The sequence below is a fragment of the Vogesella perlucida genome (assembly GCF_979366545.1).
The window spans coordinates 1-17,970 of record NZ_CEETRO010000007.1 but is presented as its reverse complement, the minus strand read 5'-3'; the positions used below and the strand labels follow the sequence as shown (position 1 = coordinate 17,970).

At 62.0% G+C, this 17,970-nt stretch carries 17 protein-coding genes; 5 read left to right on the top strand and 12 right to left on the bottom strand.

Translation table 11 applies throughout. The features are described 5' to 3' along the window. Complete coding sequence (locus tag ACZ9XP_RS11335; protein WP_147685933.1) at positions 1 to 912, top strand: DMT family transporter; 912 nt, start codon at positions 1 to 3, stop codon at positions 910 to 912. Positions 913 to 1,002: 90 nt separating this feature from the next. After that, positions 1,003 to 1,317, top strand: coding sequence for a hypothetical protein (locus ACZ9XP_RS11330; protein WP_465188485.1), 315 nt, complete (start codon positions 1,003 to 1,005; stop codon positions 1,315 to 1,317). Between the two features lie 5 nt (positions 1,318 to 1,322). Here ACZ9XP_RS11330 and ACZ9XP_RS11325 read toward each other — a convergent pair whose 3' ends face one another. The 8 genes from ACZ9XP_RS11325 to ACZ9XP_RS11290 all read right to left on the bottom strand — a co-directional run bounded on the left by ACZ9XP_RS11325 (position 1,323) and on the right by ACZ9XP_RS11290 (position 7,069). Beyond that, positions 1,323 to 2,066, bottom strand: coding sequence for a transporter substrate-binding domain-containing protein (locus tag ACZ9XP_RS11325; protein ID WP_170253674.1), 744 nt, complete (start codon positions 2,064 to 2,066; stop codon positions 1,323 to 1,325). Then, on the bottom strand, positions 2,063 to 2,605 hold the full coding sequence (locus ACZ9XP_RS11320; RefSeq protein ID WP_147685927.1) for a hypothetical protein: 543 nt from the start codon (positions 2,603 to 2,605) through the stop codon (positions 2,063 to 2,065). The genes ACZ9XP_RS11325 and ACZ9XP_RS11320 overlap by 4 nt, the downstream gene beginning before the upstream one ends. A gap of 31 nt (positions 2,606 to 2,636) precedes the next feature. Further along, the gene (locus ACZ9XP_RS11315; protein ID WP_017510314.1) at positions 2,637 to 2,840 is read right to left on the bottom strand and encodes a SlyX family protein; all 204 of its coding nucleotides are present in this window, start codon (positions 2,838 to 2,840) and stop codon (positions 2,637 to 2,639) included. A gap of 55 nt (positions 2,841 to 2,895) precedes the next feature. After that, a complete protein-coding gene (locus ACZ9XP_RS11310) occupies positions 2,896 to 4,209 on the bottom strand; it encodes a Na+/H+ antiporter family protein (RefSeq protein ID WP_465188484.1) in 1,314 nt (437 codons plus the stop codon). Between the two features lie 164 nt (positions 4,210 to 4,373). Next, positions 4,374 to 4,832 carry an outer membrane lipoprotein gene (locus ACZ9XP_RS11305; RefSeq protein WP_240801380.1) on the bottom strand — a complete coding sequence of 153 codons (459 nt, stop codon included), beginning with the start codon at positions 4,830 to 4,832 and terminating at the stop codon, positions 4,374 to 4,376. Positions 4,833 to 5,076: 244 nt separating this feature from the next. Beyond that, a complete protein-coding gene (locus ACZ9XP_RS11300) occupies positions 5,077 to 5,475 on the bottom strand; it encodes an acyl-CoA thioesterase (protein WP_147685923.1) in 399 nt (132 codons plus the stop codon). Between the two features lie 186 nt (positions 5,476 to 5,661). After that, entirely contained in the window at positions 5,662 to 6,156 is a 495-nt protein-coding gene (locus ACZ9XP_RS11295; protein ID WP_147685921.1) for a putative quinol monooxygenase, read from the bottom strand. A gap of 109 nt (positions 6,157 to 6,265) precedes the next feature. After that, positions 6,266 to 7,069, bottom strand: coding sequence for a class I SAM-dependent methyltransferase (locus ACZ9XP_RS11290; RefSeq protein WP_147685919.1), 804 nt, complete (start codon positions 7,067 to 7,069; stop codon positions 6,266 to 6,268). Between the two features lie 94 nt (positions 7,070 to 7,163). Here ACZ9XP_RS11290 and ACZ9XP_RS11285 point away from each other — a divergent pair, with 94 nt between their 5' ends. Beyond that, positions 7,164 to 9,377 carry a DNA internalization-related competence protein ComEC/Rec2 gene (locus tag ACZ9XP_RS11285; RefSeq protein WP_147685917.1) on the top strand — a complete coding sequence of 738 codons (2,214 nt, stop codon included), beginning with the start codon at positions 7,164 to 7,166 and terminating at the stop codon, positions 9,375 to 9,377. On the opposite strand, the gene ACZ9XP_RS11280 is transcribed toward ACZ9XP_RS11285, so the two are convergent. The 4 genes from ACZ9XP_RS11280 to ACZ9XP_RS11265 form a co-directional block, all read right to left on the bottom strand. Next, positions 9,359 to 10,255, bottom strand: a complete 897-nt coding sequence (locus tag ACZ9XP_RS11280) for a response regulator (RefSeq protein WP_147685915.1) — start codon at positions 10,253 to 10,255, stop codon at positions 9,359 to 9,361. The genes ACZ9XP_RS11285 and ACZ9XP_RS11280 overlap by 19 nt on opposite strands. 2 nt (positions 10,256 to 10,257) lie before the next feature. After that, entirely contained in the window at positions 10,258 to 12,825 is a 2,568-nt protein-coding gene (locus ACZ9XP_RS11275) for an ATP-binding protein (RefSeq protein WP_147685913.1), read from the bottom strand. A 24-nt stretch (positions 12,826 to 12,849) separates the two neighbouring features. Beyond that, the gene (locus ACZ9XP_RS11270; RefSeq protein ID WP_147685910.1) at positions 12,850 to 13,617 is read right to left on the bottom strand and encodes a ParA family protein; all 768 of its coding nucleotides are present in this window, start codon (positions 13,615 to 13,617) and stop codon (positions 12,850 to 12,852) included. Positions 13,618 to 13,699: 82 nt separating this feature from the next. Continuing rightward, on the bottom strand, positions 13,700 to 14,203 hold the full coding sequence (locus ACZ9XP_RS11265) for a surface-adhesin E family protein (protein ID WP_147685908.1): 504 nt from the start codon (positions 14,201 to 14,203) through the stop codon (positions 13,700 to 13,702). A gap of 213 nt (positions 14,204 to 14,416) precedes the next feature. Here ACZ9XP_RS11265 and recQ point away from each other — a divergent pair, with 213 nt between their 5' ends. Continuing rightward, the gene (recQ, locus tag ACZ9XP_RS11260; protein WP_465188483.1) at positions 14,417 to 16,216 is read left to right on the top strand and encodes a DNA helicase RecQ; all 1,800 of its coding nucleotides are present in this window, start codon (positions 14,417 to 14,419) and stop codon (positions 16,214 to 16,216) included. A gap of 75 nt (positions 16,217 to 16,291) precedes the next feature. Continuing rightward, positions 16,292 to 17,509, top strand: a complete 1,218-nt coding sequence (gene argJ / locus ACZ9XP_RS11255; protein WP_147685904.1) for a bifunctional glutamate N-acetyltransferase/amino-acid acetyltransferase ArgJ — start codon at positions 16,292 to 16,294, stop codon at positions 17,507 to 17,509. The last annotated feature ends 461 nt before the right edge of the window (positions 17,510 to 17,970 follow it).

Here is a 17,970-nt window from a genome sequence, read left to right as displayed (position 1 = left end):
ATGGATTTTGTAAAACAAAAGCTGTTGGCCGTGAGCTGTGCCCTGACCACGGCACTGGTGTGGGGGCTAATGTGGTACCCGTTTCGCGTACTGCACGAGGCGGGGTTTTCCACGGCGGCTACTTCGCTGACGGTATATATGGTGTCGGCTTCCCTGGGTGCATTCGTGTTTCGCGAGGTGTTCCGGCGGCAGTTTCGCTTTGACCGTGTGCTGATTCCGCTGACTTTGCTCTATGGCTGGTGCAATTTCAGCTATACCTGGGCGGTGTCGGAAGGCCAGGTCATGCGCGTGCTGCTGCTGTTCTATTTGTCGCCCTTGTGGACGGTACTGTTTTCGCGCCTGCTGTTGCGCGAGCGGCTCAGCCCGGTGGGCTGGGCGGTAGTGGCGCTGTCGCTGCTGGGCTGTGTCACCATCCTGTACCGCCCCGACATGCTGCAAGGTGGTCTGCTGCAAAGCCGTGCTGACTGGCTGGCGCTGTCTGGCGGCATCAGCTTTGCGCTGGGCAATGTGCTGTCCAAGCGTGCCAGCAGCCTGCCGGTGCCGGTGAAGTCGGCGTCGGTGTGGCTGGGTGTGGCCGGCTGTGGGCTGGTCTCGCTGCTGTGGCGCGGCCAACTGGGTGCCGAGCTGGCGCTGATCGACTGGCCTATTCTGCTGATGATCCTGGTACTGGGCGTGACGCTGTTGTCTACCAGTATTATCTCCATGCACGGGCTCAGCATACTGCCGGCTACCCAAGTGATGACGCTGATGTTGATGGAGCTGGTGTTTGCTGCCGTATCGGCCTGGCTGCTGGCTGGCGAACACATGCAGCTGCAGGAGTATATTGGCGGCGCGCTGATTGCCAGTGCCAGCCTGCTGTCTGGCCGCATCGTGGCCAAGCCGCGGGTGCAGCCCGCGGTGGCCAGTGCCTAGTGCGCGTTATGGGGCAGGGCTTGCACAGCGTGCTGTTGCTGCCATAATCCGGCCACTTTTTCTCAGGCAAACACTATGACAACACCGGATATGACAAGCTTGCGCGCGGCCCTGGCGCCAGCATTGGCACAGCAACTGTGGCAGCTGCTGGCTGCCGGTAGCCGCGGCCAGACGGCTGGCCAGTTGGGCGAGGCATGCAAGCAAGACGGCGAGGCGGTGCAGGCGCAGCTGAGCACCATGCAGGCGGCGGGCTTGTTGCTGGTCAGCGACGGCGTGTTTGCGGCCAACCCTGCCGCGCACGCCTTACTGGCGGCGACCGAACCACCGCCTGTGCGTAATGGTTTGCTGATCGGCCGCAAGAATATCGAAGCCATCGTTTCGCGCGACCGCAAGCGCCGCAGCTAGGCGTACTACTGCGCTAGCTGGTACTGGCGTATCAGCGCGGCCAGCTGGCCAGTCTTGCGCAGGGTTTGCAGGCCATCATTGAAGTCGGCCAGCAGCTGTTCGCCATCGGCTAGCTGCTGGCGCAGGCCAACATGCAGCGGCATCACAGCCAGTGGCGGGTCTTGCCAGCGGATCGACAGGCGTTCTTTCGGGCTCAGGCTGGCCAGCAGGTGCTGCGCCAGCACTTTGTCTATCAGTACCAGATCCAGCCGCCCTGCGGCCAGCTTGCGCAGGTTGGTCTGGTCGTCGGCCGCCAGCTCCTGTTTGAGTCCTGCGCGCTCGAACACATCCGGGTTCTTGTAGCCGCGCACGGTACCGATAACCCGGGTGCGCAAGCCGGACAGTGGCTGGGTGGCCAGCGGCTTGTCCACGCGTCCGTAAAACCCCATCACGGTATTCACCAGTGGCTGGCTGTAATGCAGGTATTCGGCGCGCGCCGGTTCGTACCACACCGCCATGACACCATCAAACTGCCCGGCCTGCACCTCGGCCATCAGTCTGGCCCATGGCCGGTAGTGTAGTTTCAGCGTATGGCCGTGCTTGGCCAGGGCGGCACGGGTGATGGCTGCCACCACGCCATCGCCGGGCAGCTGCGGCGAGAAGTAGGGCGGGTAGTCGGTACTGGCCAGATTGACCACGCGCCCGGCATGCGCGTTACCGCACAGCAGGGTGGTGAACACTACCAGCCAGGCAGCAAGGCGGTGGATCATTCGTCCCACGGCCACCAGTCCGGTGCCGGCTGCATGGCACTGGCCGGGTACTGGGCAAACAGGTTGGCCGCAAGCCGCTGCGGGTGCTGGATGCCGTGTTCGTTCAACCATTCGTCCAGCGCTTCGGTTTGTTCCTCGCGCCCCATCAGGCGGTATAGCAGCGCCCAGTCTTCCGGGCAGCACCACGGCAGGCCGTCGGCCTCGAAGCGCGCACTGGCGTCAAATGGCCAACGGTAGCTGCCTTTTTCCAGCTTGATGGCCATGTCGGCGATCAGGTCGGCGGTCAGCCCGTTGCCCATATCGAAGCGGGCAAAGTGGCGGGTAGCGTATTGCGGGTGCGGCGGCGGGGTAATGTCCTGGCCATGGGCGGCCAGCACGGCGCGCACGGCGGCAAAGTCGGTGGCGGTGGTGACGATGTCGAGGTCACGTGGCTGCTCTACCAGGTCCAGGTGTTGCAGCAAGGTGCTGCCACCAATGGCCCAGCAGTGGCCGGCCAGTAGCGGTGCCAGCGTCTGTGCCAGTTGCAGGGGAGTGCTCATGCAGAATCCTTCAGGGGAGCGGTGTGCCGGCTTAGTAGTGCGGCGGAATCTCGTCGCGCAGCGAGCGCTGCTCTTCCGGCTGGTTGCCGGCTTGCTGCATGCGGTACAGGTGGCGCAGCTGCTCTTGTAGCAGGTCGATCTGCTGCTGCTGGCGGGCGATGGTGAGGTTGAGCGTGTCCAGCAGGTCGTCCTGCAGGGCGACCTTGATTTCCAGCTCGGTGAGGCGCGATTCCATGGCGTGTTCCGTCAATGTTTGACCCGCATTGTAGCGCAGCCCCACCGTTTATCGCTTACAGCACCATCGCGGCTACCCAGCCTGCGGCCAACAGCGGCAGGTTGTAATGGATGAAAGTGGGGATGACGGTATCGCGCATGTGGTCGTGTTGGCCGTCCACGTTCAGGCCCGATGTTGGCCCCAGTGTGGAGTCGGATGCCGGCGAGCCAGCATCGCCCAGCGCCCCGGCGGTGCCGATAATCGACACGGTGGCCAGCGGCGAGAAGCCCAGGTGCAGGCACAGCGGCACATAGATGGCGGTGAGAATAGGCACGGTGGAAAACGACGAGCCGATGCCCATGGTCACCAGCAGGCCGACAAACAACATGGCAAACGCCGCTGCACCACGGCTATGGCCAAACAGATCGGCCGATACCTTCACCAGCTCGCCAATCTGGCCGGTGGCTTGCAGCACTTCGGCAAAGCCCTGGGCGGTGATCATGATGAAACCGATCATGGCCATCATTTTCATGCCGTCGCTGAACACGCCATCGGCGTCGCCCCACTTCACCACACCGCTGGCGATGAACAGCAGAAAGCCGGCCAGCGCGCCCAGCATCATCGAGTCGCTGTACAGCTGCACGCCAAACGCGGCGGTAATGGCAAACAGCGAGGTCAGTAGCGACTTGCGGCCAACCTTGGCATGGGTGCGCTCGGTGTGTTCGATCTTGCCCAGGCTGTACTGGCGCGGCTTACGGTAGCTGACAAACACCGCCAGCAGCAGGCCGGCCAGCATGCCTACGGCAGGAATGGCCATGGCGTGCATCACGTTCACATCCGCCACGTGCATGCCGGCTTTTTCGATATTGCCCAGCAGAATCTGCTTCAAGAAGATTTCGCCAAAGCCCACCGGAAACAGCATATAGGGCGTGGTGAGGCCAAAGGTAATCACGCAGGCTACCAGGCGGCGGTCCAGCTGCAGGCGCGCCATCACGTACAGCAGCGGCGGCACCAGCAAGGGGATAAAGGCAATATGAATGGGCACCAGGTTCTGGCTCATCACGCTTACCACGGCCAGTAGGGCGATCATCAGCCACTTCAGCCGTTGCTGGCTGCTGTTGTTTTGCAGCTGGCGCACGGCGGCGTCGGCCAGGGCATGCGGCAGGCCGGATTTGGCAATAGCTACGGCAAACGCGCCCAGCAGGGCGTAAGACAGCGCCACCGAGGCGCCGCCGGTAATGCCTTTGTTGAATGCTGCCAGGGTTTGCGGCAGGTCCAGCCCGCCGAGCAGGCCGCCCACCAGCGAGGCGACAATCAGGCTGATGACAACATGGGTACGCGCCAGCGACAGGGCCAGCATCAGGGTAATAGCGACAGGGATGGCAAACATTTGTATATACAAACTTGTTGTTTTATAAGGAAAAAAGGGCGGCAGCCTACCCCGTCGCAGGCTGGCTGTCCAGCACGCTGGCCCACGCCATAAAGCAAAACCCCGGTAGCCTGGGCTAACCGGGGTGATAAAACCGCCACCGTTGGGGTGGCTGGCGGGGGCGCTTACAGTGGCAGTACGCGGGCAGTGCCGCCGCCGGTAATCACCTTCACGCGCTGGCCTACGCTCAGGACCACATCGGCTTCCTGCACGATGGACACGGTGCGGCCTTTTTCCATTTGCACCGTCAGCTCATAGGCGTTTTTGGTGTTATTGCGCTGCACGGCCTCGCTGGCCAGGCCGCCAGCCATGGCACCCACGATGGCACCGGCTACCGAGCCGCTACCTTTACCGATATTGCTGCCGGCCAGGCCACCCAGCGCGGTACCGCCCAGGGTCAGCAGGTCGTTTTTATCGCCTTCCATCTTCACGTTCTTGATGTCCAGAATCTTGCCGTATTCCACTTCGTGAATCTGGCGCATCTGGCCTTTGCTGTACACCTGGGCCGAGTCGGAGCTGGTGGCACAGCCGGTAAGTGCCACCATGGTCAGCATGCCGGCGATCAGGATTTGTCTGGATTTCATGGTGTGTACTCCCTTGATGATTCGTTTATTGCCGCTATTTGACCACGTTTGCGGCCAAGCGTTTGCACTAACAGGGTAACGCTTTGTGACGGTTGATGACAGCACGGGCAGAGGGGCTGGTTACCAACTGCAGGTTCCAACGGACAGCGGGTGCTATCACGATAGCCAGTCAGCCATAGCGTGCCATAAGGCGTGATGTGCTCTGCGCATGTTGTGGCGCGCAGGCGTGGCACCGCGGCTAGCCCTACTCGCCTGCCAAACGGGCGGCGAAGTCTGCCGGGATGGCCGGGCGGCCGCGCTCGTTGATGGCGGTGCCCACGATCAGGCCTTCCAGTACGACTTTGTTATCGGCCAGGCGGATGACCTGCTGGCGGAAGCCGAAGCGCACCTTGGACACGGCTTCGAAGGCCACGGTCACGGCAAAGCGGTCGCCGCTGGTGAGCGAGCCTTTGTAGTCCAGCTCGGCGCGTACTACTACCAGGTTCACTTCCTCGCGCGCCAGCTGGGCAAAGTCGATGCCTTTTTCCAGCAAAAACTCGTGGCGGGCGTGTTCCAGGTAGTTGAAGTACACGCCATTGTTAACGATGCCCTGCATATCGCATTCGTAATCGCGTACTTTCATTTCCAGGGTAAAAACAGACATCGGCAGGCTCCATCAGCGGGATGACAAGGTGGCGTGGCGGTCTGTGCCGCCTGTTCGCCAGACACGGGGTGGGCAGTGTAGCGCAGCGCGCGTCAGGCCGGGAGGGTTGGCCGCATCATGATGGGGTGGGGGCGGTGTGTTGCTGCCATGCCGGTGCTGGTGTGAGTGAGGGTATCGCCGCCGTGCTCAGTACGGCATAGAGCCTCGGCGTTTCACGGTGGTCAGTATGTAGCGGGTCAGCGCGAGCATACCGAATCCCGCCAGGCACAGTTGGATGGCCGGCCACTGGCCAGTCATGAGTGCTACAAGCATCAAGCCCAGCAGCAGGCCTGCGCCGAGGTAGGGGAGTGGCGAGCGATGGCTGACAGGCGGTGTGAGCGGGGCGGGGTGCAGCTCGCCCAGGGTGAGTACGCGTGCGGGGCCGGCGCGAAAGCTGGCCAGCCATGGCGCGGCATCCTGCATGTGCTCGCTGGCGTCGTGCGCGGCCAATGCGGCGGCGCTGGCCCAGGTTTCGGTGAGGACAAAGCTGTTTTCCTGGCCGCTGACGCGGTGTAGCTGATAGCTCAGGCAGCCGGCTTCTGCGCGTACTTGCGGTGCCAGCCAGGCAAAAGCCTGTACTTGTTCTTCTGCACGGCCGGGCAGGGTCTCGATCAGTACAATCTGTTTGATGGGGTGGCTCATGGCAGCGATCACTCCGTGACGGTCAAGGTAAACCGCATGCTGCCATGTGCGTGGTTGTCGATAAAACAGGGTTGGGCCTGCACGGGCAGGGCCGGGTGAATCTGTTGTGTTACTCGCGGCCGACAAAGTCCTGCGGGCGCAGTGCCTTGATGACGTACAGGTCGAAGCGGGTGGATTTGCCATCCAGCACCACCGACGGTTTCACGCCTTCGATCGGCACACCGCGCTGTGGGCGCTTCACCACCACACGGCCAGTGGCGGCGGCGATGGCAGCCTCCAGCAACGCGGCGCTGTCCATGTCGTCGCCAATCACGTGCTGGAAGGCCTGCATGCCTTTCTTGGCGGCGGCGCTTTTCTTGTCGGTGTCGGGGAACATGGGGTCGACAAACACCACATCCGGGCGTTGTGACCACGGCAGCTCGGCTTGCTCCGCCAGCCAGGTGATGGCGTTGGTGTGAATCAGCGTCATGCGTGCCACGATGTCCTGGGTGTCCGGATGCACGCTGGCGCGCTCCAGCGCGTCGAATAGCAACGCTGCCGCCACCGGCGAGCGCTCCAGCAGCGTGACCTGGCAGCCCAGCGTGGCCAGCACAAAGCTATCGCCGCCCAGGCCTGCGGTGGCGTCCACAATGCGCGGCAGGTCCTTGGCGCCTTTCAGCCCCACCGCCTTGGCCACCGGTTGGCCGCGGCCGCCGCCTTGCTCGCGGCGGTGTTTGGCGGCACCTTCGACAAACTCGGCGTACACCGCGCCGTGCTTGCCGGTGGTGACCAGCTCTAGCCTTTCCGGCCCCAGCTCCAGCCAGTAGCCACTGTCCGGGCGCTGTTTTACCAGCGGCAGGGCAAAGCGTGCGGCCAACCTTTCGGCGGTGTCGCGGCGGGCGCTTTCGGCGCAGTACAGGGGCGTGGCTTGCATGGTTTTTCCTTTTTTGACGCGGCGAAGATACGGTATCGCACCGTGCGCGGCAACTGCTTTGCCTGTCGATAAATGCGCTGGCTAGGATGGCGCCATGTACAAGCTTGTTTTCCTGTGCGCCGGGGTGGTGCTGTGTGCGCTGCTCCCTGTGCTGCCGCCGTGGTTTTTGCTGCCCGCGCTCTGGCTGATGCTGTGGCCGCTGTGGTGGCGCAGCCGCCGCGCCTGGCTGTGTGCCTTGCTGTGGTTCAGCCTGGGGTTGAGCTACGCCAGCTGGCGTGCCGAGCTGCGCCTGGCGCAGCGGCTGGACCCGGCGCTGGCGGGTAGCGTGCTACAGGTACAGGGGGTGGTACGCGGCCTGGCCGACCCGGGTGAGTTTGGTACGCGCTTGCGTTTTGAGGTACAGCAGGCCGAGGTGGCGGTGCCGTCGCTACTGCTGCTGAACGATTACCGCCAGCGGCCCTGGCCGGCTGGCAGCCGCTGGGCGCTGTCGGTACGGCTGCGCCAGCCGCACGGTGCGGCCAACGTCGCAGGCTTCGATGCCGAGCGCTGGTACTGGGGCGAGGGGGTGCTGGCCACCGGCACGGTGGGTAAGGCGCGGCATGCGCTGCCCGTTACCGGGTTGGACGGGATAGCGCGGTTGGATGCACTGCGCGAGCACATTGCCCTACGCCTGGCCCGGCAGGGGGCGCTGCGTGACGGTGCCTTGCTGGCAGCGCTGGCAGTGGGGGCGCAGCAGGGTATAGACCGCACAGAATGGGGCGCACTGGCGGCTACCGGCCTGACGCATATTGTCAGCGTATCGGGTTTGCACATCACCCTGGTGGCCGCGCTGGTGGCCGGGGGTGCCACGCTGCTACGGCGGCGTTGGCCGCAGGTTCCGGCCAGCTTGCCGCTGTGGGCGGGGGCGAGTGTGGCGGTGTTTTATGCGCTGCTGGCGGGTTTTTCGGTACCGACACAGCGCACCGTATGGATGCTGCTCACCGTGTGCGTGGCCCTGGCGCTGCAGCGTGGCCTGTCGGCCTTGCAGGTGTGGCTGGCGGCGCTAACGGTTGTTTTGCTACTGGACCCGTTTGCGGTGCTGGCAGTGGGCTTCTGGTTGTCGTTTGGCCTGGTGGGGGCATTGATTGCTGGCGAGGTAGGCTTGCGCCAGCGCCAGCCAGCCTGGCAAACGGCGTTGTGGGCGCAGTGGCGCGCTACGCTCGCATCATTCGTGCCGCTGTTGTGGCTGTTTGGCAGCTTTCCCTGGTTGTCGCCGCTGGCCAATGCGCTGGCCATTCCGCTGGTGTCTTTCGTGCTGACCCCGCTGGTATTGTTGGCCGCAGCCTTGCCATTGGACAGCCTTGCCTGGCTGGCCGGCTGGGTAGCGCATGCCTTCTGGTGGGGCGTGGACTGGCTGGCGCAGTGGCCGCCGTATCGCCGGCCATTACTCCCGTGGCAGCTGTTGCCGGCGGGCTTGCTGGGCAGCCTGGTGTGGCTACTGCCCTTGGGCCGTGCCTGGCGTAGCTGGGGCGTGGTGCTGCTATTGCCGCTGCTGCTGTACCGCGCGCCACGCCCGCCTGCGGGCGAGCTGTGGGCCGAGGTGATCGACGTGGGGCAGGGCCTGGCGGTGTTGCTGCGTACCGCCCAGCACGATGTGCTGTTTGATACGGGTGCGGGGGATGCCGGGCGGGTGCTACTACCGGTACTGCACGCGCGCGGTGTGGCCCAGCTGGATGCCGTGCTGCTGTCGCATCACGATAACGACCACGATGGTGCGGCCGAGACCCTGTTGCCCCAGCTGCCGGTGCGGCAGCTTTTCCGGGGGCAGCCAGGCAGTGCGGCCGGCTGGCGCGGCCAACCTTGTCTGGCTGGGCAAAGCTGGGCGTGGGATGGCATACGCTTTGACGTGCTGTGGCCTAGGCCGGCTAGCCAGGGCGAAGACAACGCCCTGAGCTGTGTTCTGCGGGTAGCCACCCCCACCCAGGCGCTGATGCTGACCGGCGATGCTACTTTGGCCGTAGAGGAAACCTTGGTACGGCAATACGGCGCTGCGCTGCGCAGCCAGGTGCTGGTACTGGGCCACCATGGCAGCCGTACCGCCAGCGGGCAGGCCTGGCTGGACACAGTACGGCCGCTGCACGGTATCGTGAGTGCCGGCTACCAGAACCGCTATCGCCACCCGCATGCCGAAGTGCTGGCCAGCCTGAGCGCGGCGGGCATCGTGCTATGGCGTACCGATACCCAGGGCGCGGTGCAACTGAAGCTGGGGCAGGATGTGCAGCTGACCACCCTGCGCCAGGACTGGCGGCCTTACTGGGCAGCCAGGTAGCTGGTGGCCACCACGGTATTGCCATTGCCCAGGTAGTCCAGCTGGTCGAATGACAGCTTGCGGGCAATCAGGATGCCGCGGCCATGGCTGGCCAGCAGGGTATCCGGTGCGCTGTCCTGAAAGTTTTGCCAGTCAAAGCCTTGTCCTTCGTCGCGGATGGTAAAGCGCAGTGCCTGCGCGTCGCGCGTCATGTCGACATACACGCGGCGCTGGCCCATGCGCGGGTCGGCCAGGCGTTTTTCCAGCTCGCTTTCCCATTGTTCCAGGCTCTGCAGCCGGGTTTTTTCCTGGTAGCTCACTTCCAGGTTGCCGTGTTCGATGGCATTGACGATAAGCTCGAACAAGCCGGTGGCGACCTTCTCTGGCTGTGGGCTGGCTTTGGCCAGCAGCGAGGTAACATGTTGGGCTTCTTGCAGATTATGAAAGCTGAAACTGGCGCTGTTCATGTGCCGCAGGGCACCGGCTTGCTGGCTGGCCAGTTCCTTAAAGTGCTGGTGGCGGTCCCAGTGCACCGCGGCGGCAGCCACCACGGCCAACAGCATGTCGCGCGAGAAGGGCTTGGTCAGGTAGTAAAAGGCACCGGACGACAAACCTTCCTGCACGCTGGCGGCCGCACCCACGGCGGTTTGCATGATGGCGGGCACAAAAGCCAGCTTGCCTGAGGATTTCATGCGGCGCAGCAGGTCGAAGCCACTGATCCCCGGCATCATTTTGTCCAGCAGGACGGCAGAGAATGTTTCGCCTTCTTGCTGCAGTATCTGCCACGCACTCTCGCCGTCTTCGGCCTGCACTGTGTCGTAGCCTGCGTCTTGCAGCAGCTCGGTCATCAGTTCCAGGTTGAATGGCTCATCGTCTACCAATAGCAGGCGCTTGCCCATGCTTAGCTCTCCTTGTGCGACGCGCTGTCGCTATGCGTTTGCGGCAGTGTGAAGCTGAAAATGGCGCCACCGTCGGCGGCATTATGAACAGATATCAGGCCATGGTGGGCGCTGATGATTTCGCGGCTGATGGCCAGGCCCAAACCGGTGCCGCCTGCACCGGTCTTGGTGAGGCTGCTCTGGATGAACTTGTCGAAAATACGCTCCTGCTCGCCCTGGGGCACGCCGGGGCCGTGGTCGCGGACGGACACATTCAGCAGGGCGGGCTGGCCGGGTGTCAGGCTGAAACCGATTTCTACCCGGCTGCCGCCAGGGCTGAACTTGATGGCGTTGGATAGCAGGTTGCGCACGACCTGGCCAATGCGGAACGGGTCCATCTCGGCCTGTAGCCGTGAAGGCGAGGGGTGTTGTACCAGGGTGACATGGCACTTGCTGGCCTGGCCCCGCAAATCTTCTACTGCCTCGCGTACGACTTGCTCCAGGTCGCTGCGCGAGAACTGGTAATCCATCTTGCCCACTTCCATTTTGGCCAGGTCCAGCAGGTCGTTCAGCAGTGATAGCAGCCGGCTGCCGCTATTGTGGATGCGTTCGAAGCAGTGGGCGATCTTGTTGCCGTCGCCGCCGTGGCTGCGTGCTTCGCCCATTTCGGCAAACCCCAGGATGGCGTGTAGCGGGGTGCGCAGCTCGTGCGACATATTGGCCAGGAACTCGGTTTTGGCGCGGCTGGTTTCTTCTGCCAGGTCGCGCGCCTGGCGCAGCGCTTCTTCGGTATTGCGCTGGGTGGAAATATCCTGATACAGCCAGACCGAGCCCAGGCCGGGGGTATCCGGCTTCACGGCACGGCCATACATGTTTACCCACAGGGTGCTGCCGTCGCCCCGCTGCAGGCGCAGGGTGTTCTGGGTGACCTGGCCTTCGTATAGCAGGGGGTAAATCAAGCGGCCGGTGCGCAAATAGTGCTCGTCACTGTCGTAGATCAAGCGGGTAGAGTGGTCGACGGTGCTGCTTTCTTCGCGGGCAAACAGCTCCAGGAACGCTTTGTTTACCTGTTTGAACTGGCGGTCCACGATATACGCCATGGCCATGGGGCTGGCATCCAGCAGGGCGGTCAGCTGGCGGTTCTGGGTTTCTACCTGTTCGGCTAGCGAGTCTTTCAGGCGTATCAGCGCTGCCTCGCGCTCTTTGCGGGCGGCAATGTTGCGGCACACCACCAGGTACACCGGCTCGGATAGCTGCGGGCGGATCAGGCTCAGGCTGAGTTCGACTTGCAGCATGAAGGATTGGTCGCAGATCAGCATGGCTTCAAACGGCAGCCCCAGCAGGGGGCTGGCGTGCTGCTCGAAGCGCTGGCCGTTGCGGCAGTGCAGCTCGCTAATCAGCGCGCCGGCCGGTAGCTGCAGCAGGGCATCGCGTGGCTGGCCTATCAGGGCGGCGGCGGCGGGGTTCACTTCCAGTACTTCGCCCTGTGCAGACAGCAGCAGCATGCCATCGGCCGCATCGTGCAGCACATGGCGGTAGCGTTCTTCAGCCTCTTGTAGCGGCTTGATATGCTGCTGCAGTTCCGCTTGTTGCAGGCGCAGTGTCTGGTTGCTTTGTTGCAGCATCGACAGGGCGCTGTTTTGCTTGTCGATCTCTTGCAGGTTGCCCCGGTTGTAGTAGCGCCCACCCAGCACCAGGATGCCTAGCGCCAACAGTGTACCCAGCGCCAACGGCAGCTGTTGGTCGCCAGGTTGGGGGCTGTCATTGAGCGGGCTGAGCTCAAAACGGATACGTTGGCCGCCGATGATGCGGGTGGCACTGAGCAACGGCAGCGCCGGGCTGGCCTGGCCGGGGTGGCTGTCTGCGATCAGCTGCGGCGGGTCATCGTTCAGCAGCAGGCGCAGCCGCAGCTGCAGGGCGGGGGGGGTGTCTTTGTTGAGCCTGGCCAGTAGTGCATCGTTATTCAGGCCGAACATCACCATGATGGCTTGGGATTTGGCCTTGGGGTTGAAAAAAATGGCCATGCGCTGCAGGTTGCCGGCACGAATGCGTGCGATAACAGGTTGCCCGCTGGCACTGGCTTGCATCAGGGTGCGATAGACAGCGGGCTCGGCGCCGAGGTCGAGCCGTGACGGCAGCGCCTTGCCATCGTCCGGGTGCTGCAAGGTGGCGACAAAGTGCATGGCACGCTGGCCTGCATTGCTCAGTTGGCCGCCTTGAAATTCGCGAATGCTCAGGCTCTGCTGTTCTTCTATGGTCTGGCGCTGGGCCGGCGAGATGCGTTCTATCAGCGCAACAAAGTCGAACGCTTCGCTAGAGGCCAGTACATAGGGGGCGTAATGCTCAAAGCTATTGTGTACGGTGCGGTCGTTGGTGCTGACCAGCAGTTCGGTGGCGGTCTGCCCGGCTTGGGTAAGCTGTTGTATCCGCTGCGTCAGATGCTCCAGTTGCAGCGTGGCTTGAGTCAGTTGCTGCTTGCGGTAGGCATTCTGGTTTTCGCGCTCTTGCAGCACGGTGGCCAGCAACCAGACACCCAGCGCCAGCACGATGCTGCCAAGCCAGGTGAGCCGGGTTTTCTGGTTGGGTATCATGGCGCAGCCACCAGGCGCAGCGTATCAGGCTGTTGCCAGGTTCTGGTACAGCTGGGTGAACTCCTGCGCCAGCTTGTGCTTCGGGTCCAGGTAGACCATGGGCAGGCTGCGCTCGTGCGATTCACGGATCTTTACCGAGGCCGACAGCGGTGGTGACAGTACCGGGTGGCCTTCGTCGCGCAAGGCTTGCACCATACGGGCTGGCAGGCTGGCTCGCGGCTGGTACTGGTTCACGATGATGCCTTCTATCTGTAGCTCGGGATTGTGGTCGGCACGGATCTCTGCAGCGCTGTCCAGCAGACCCAGCAGTGCGTGGCGAGAAAAAGTATCGCAGTCGAAAGGGATCAGGCAGCGCTGCGCGGCAATCAGGGCCGAGCGGGTGTAGAAGTTCAGCGCAGGGGGGGTGTCTATCCAGATTTCGTCGTAGCTGGTGTTCAGCTGCAGCAGCACCTCGCGCAGTTTGAACATCTTGTAGCGCGCCTCCAGCTTGACCATCAGCTCGGTCAGCTCCGGGTGGGACGCCAGCAGGTCCAGGCCCGCATGCGCAGTAGGGGTGATGAATTCTGCCGGGGCTTTTTCAAACATGCTGATGGTTAGCATTTGGTTGAAAAAGCCGGCCGCATTACCCGCCGGCGGGGTGTGGCTGCCGGTCAGGTAGTGGCTGGCGTTTCCTTGCGGGTCCAGGTCGATAAGCAAAACCCGTTTGCCCGCTTTTGCGGCGGCTGCCGCCAGGTTGACGGTAATGGTGGATTTGCCCACCCCGCCTTTCTGATTGAATACCACACGACGCATGATCACCCTTTACATAGAAGCGGTTACCGCCTGACACGGGGTTGGCCGCAAGTTTGCCAGCTAGCCTGTTTTGCCAGGGGTATTAGCCCTGTTGTTTGCATACATAGTCGACTTGCTGGAAACCAGCCGACTGGCGAACCACCGGCATGGCACGAATTTCGTTGTCATTATAGGTGCGGTTAATGATTTCCCGGCCATTATCATCCAGCAAAATCATGCGGGTCAGGCGGAATGTGGCGGCGGCGCAGTCTACCTCCCAGTGGTTTATCGACTGTTTGTGGCGCGGCGTATTCAGGAAGTTTTCTTTTTTGGGGTTGAAGATGGTTTTGCGGTCGCGAAACTGCACCAGTGTGCCCCTGCGTTGCAGGCTCAGCTTGTCGACTTCGTGCAGGATATTCCCGTTGGGCGTCACCCCCATGATCACCCATTCAGCGTTGGGAATGGCCACCGGTTTGCCAGCAGGGGCAGGCTGGCCGGTCACGCCGCCTGCACTTGGCCGCGGGGCGGGAGAGGCAGGGCGGGGTGCCGTGGCACAGCCTGCCAGGACGCTGGCAAGCAAGAGGGCGGGAATCAGGTATGGCTTCATGGTGTGGCTCGCTGGGCAATAAATGACAAGAAGTCTCGCATACTCGCCGGTAAAGCCAAAGTGGCGGGAACTTGGCTGCCGTGCGGTATTCGAAGCTTTCGAGTGCCATCGCGCTTCATTGTTTCACTTTGTCTCCAGGTATTTATTGTGCGCGGCCATCCTCGGGTGGCCGCTTTTTTTGCGTACAATGGCGGTCTTCTAGCAGGAACGCCGATGCAGGACGCACTTAACCTACTCCAGAACACCTTTGGCTACCCCGCCTTTCGCGGCATGCAGGCCGATATCATCGACCACGTGTCGCAGGGCGGCCATGCGCTGGTACTCATGCCTACCGGTGGCGGCAAAAGCTTGTGTTTCCAGATTCCTGCCCTGCTGCGGCCGGGCGTGGCGGTGGTGGTCTCCCCGCTGATCGCCCTGATGCAAGACCAGGTCGCTGCCCTGCGCGAAGCCGGGGTAAAAGCTGCTTGCCTGAACTCGGCCACCAGCCAGGACGATGCCCGCGATATCGCCTACGCAGCCCGTTATGGCGACCTGGACTTGCTGTACGTAGCACCAGAGCGCTTGCTTAGCCCACGCTTTCTCGACTTTCTGGCCAGCCTGCCGCAAATCAGCCTGTTCGCCATAGACGAAGCGCATTGTGTCAGCCAGTGGGGCCATGACTTCCGTCCCGAATACCAGCAGCTGGGTGTGTTGTTCCAACGTTGGCCGCAGGTGCCGCGCATCGCGCTGACGGCTACCGCCGACGCGGAAACCCGCGCCGACATGCTGCATTTCCTGCAGCTACAAGATGCACGCCAGTTTGTTACCAGCTTCGACCGGCCCAACCTGTTTTATCAGGTAGTCGAAAAAGACAGCGCCAAGAAGCAGTTGCTCGCCTTTATAGAAAACGACTATCCGGGTGCTTCCGGTATTGTCTATTGTCTGTCGCGCAAGCGTGTGGACGATACCGCACAGTGGCTATGCGAAAACGGCATCCGTGCCTTGCCTTACCACGCCGGCATGAGCCATGCCGAGCGCGAGGCCAACCAGCGTGCCTTCCTGCGCGAAGACGGCCTGGTCATGGTGGCCACCATTGCTTTTGGTATGGGGATCGATAAGCCAGACGTGCGCTTTGTTGCCCATATCGACTTGCCCAAAAGCCCGGAAAACTTCTATCAGGAATCCGGCCGTGCCGGCCGCGACGGCCTGCCGTCTACCAGCTGGCTATGCTACGGCCTGAACGATATGGTGCAGCTAACGCAGATGATCGAGTCCGGCGACAGCCCGGAACAGCAAAAGCAGGTAGAGCTCAGCAAGCTCGATGCCATGCTGGGCTACTGCGAAACCGCCAGCTGCCGCCGCCAGCAAATCCTGGGCTATTTTGGCGAAGCCTCCCAACCCTGCGGCCAGTGCGACAACTGCCAGCGCCCGCCCACCACCTTCGATGCCACCGTGCAGGTACAAAAGCTGCTGTCCTGCATTTATCGCGTTGGCCAGCGCTTTGCCGCCAGCCACGTGATTGATGTCTTGCTGGGGCGGCCCAACGCCAGCGTCACCCACTTTGGCCACGACAAGCTGTCTACCTTCGGCATTGGCCGCGAGCTGAACCAGAAAGGCTGGCGCTCCATCATTCGCCAGCTGGTAGCGCGCAAGCTGCTGGTAGTCGATATCGTGCGCGGCCAATCCTTACTGCTTACCGATGCTTGCCGCCCGCTACTCAAAGGCCAGGAAACCATCGCACTGCGCCCGCTGGCCGACGACAAAAAACGTCAGAGCGTGCACGCCGAACGCTGGCTGCGTACCGAGCGCGAAGAACGACTGTGGCAAGCGCTGCGCCGCTGGCGTAAAGCCATGGCCGACGAACATAACGTGCCAGCTTATGCAGTGTTTTCCGACAAGAGCCTGCAAGAGCTTGTTCTGCAAAAGCCGCAAAGCCTGGCCGCCCTGCGCAAGATTTACGGCTTGGGCGAGCTGAAAGTGGCACGTTATGGCCAGCCGCTACTGGAAATCCTGCAAGACGCGCTGGCACATTAAGCCCGCCGGCCTGCACATGGCATTGCTGCACCTACGCAGTTACAATAGCGCGACATCAAATTTCGGAGAAACGTCATGCCCGTGAATCTCAAGCCCATCGATAATGCTCAGCTGGCCCCCATTGCCGGCCTGGATCTGGCCTATGCCGAAGCCGGTATCAAAAAGCCTGGTCGCAAAGATGTGCTGGTCATTCGTATCGATAAAGGCAATACCGTAGCGGGCGTCTTCACCCAAAACCGCTTCTGCGCCGCCCCGGTACAGATCTGCAAACAGAACCTGGACGCCGGCGTGCAAATCCGCGCCCTGGTGGTAAATACCGGTAATGCCAACGCCGGAACCGGCGAAAGTGGCCGCCAGCACGCCCGTGAAGTGTGTGCCGCGCTGGCCACCGAGCTAGGCTGCCTGCCCGAGCAAATCCTGCCGTTCTCCACCGGCGTTATCCTGGAGCCACTGCCAGTCGACAAAATCATCACGGCCCTGCCAACCCGCCAGCCCGCCACCTGGGCCGATGCAGCAGAAGCCATCATGACTACTGACGTGGCACCGAAAGCCACCAGCCGCACCATCCAGATCGACGGTCAGACCGTCAACATCACCGGTATCGCCAAAGGCGCCGGCATGATTCACCCTAATATGGCCACCATGCTGGGCTTCATCGCCACCGACGCACCCGTTACCCGCCCGGTACTGACCCAGCTGGTAAAAGAGGTGGCCGACCTTAGCTTCAACAGCATCACCATCGATGGCGACACATCCACCAACGATAGTTTCATCCTGATCTCCACCGGCCAGAGCAGCGCACCGCGTATCGACAGCGTGACGCACCCGGCCTACGAACAGCTGAAGGCCGCACTGCTGGAAGTGTCCATCGAGCTGGCACAAGCCATCGTCCGCGATGGCGAAGGCGCCACCAAATTCATCACCGTGCAAGTAGAAGGTGGCCGTACCGTCGCCGAGTGCAAAGCAGTTGGCTACGCCATCGGCCGTTCGCCGCTGGTGAAAACCGCCTTCTTCGCCTCCGACCCGAACCTGGGCCGCCTGTTGGCCGCCATCGGCTACGCCGGCATTCACGACCTGGACGTAGACCGCCTGGAAATGTACCTGGACGACGTGCTGGTAGCCAAAGACGGTGGCCGCAACCCGCTCTATAAAGAAGAGGACGGCCAACGTGTGATGAAGCAAGACGAAATCACCGTCAGAGTCGTACTCAACCGCGGCCTGTCCAGCGCCACCGTGTGGACCTGCGACTTCTCCTACGACTACGTCAAGATCAACGCCGACTATCGCAGCTAAGCCAGATCACCCCAGGTAGTCCCGTCAGAGCCATGCGCAAGCATGGCTCTTTTACATGGTGCGCTATCCGGATTGTCATGCACCAAGCTGGAGCTATCTTGTTAAAACGGCTTTATCCAGTAAATACAGCAGTAAACAGCATGAAAATCATATTTGCAGATGTGAAGTTACCCGCACATGGCCTGCTGTAGCGACATTATGAAAAGTTTATTGATGTTTTTTCAATTTAAAATCTTTTAAGATCATAGGCTTGCCGCATTTTGATTGCTGAATGGCTGATTTTTTTAAAAAACGCTGTTGACGAGTCGAAATCGCAAGCGTATAGTTCACACCATCAGCTGACGACGCAAACGAAACAAGCAGTCAGCACCGCTCTTTAACAGACCAAATAACCGATAGGTGTAAGTGTCTGGCTAAGCCAAATACTTGCACTGCAAAGATTTAGAGAAACGATGTTTCTT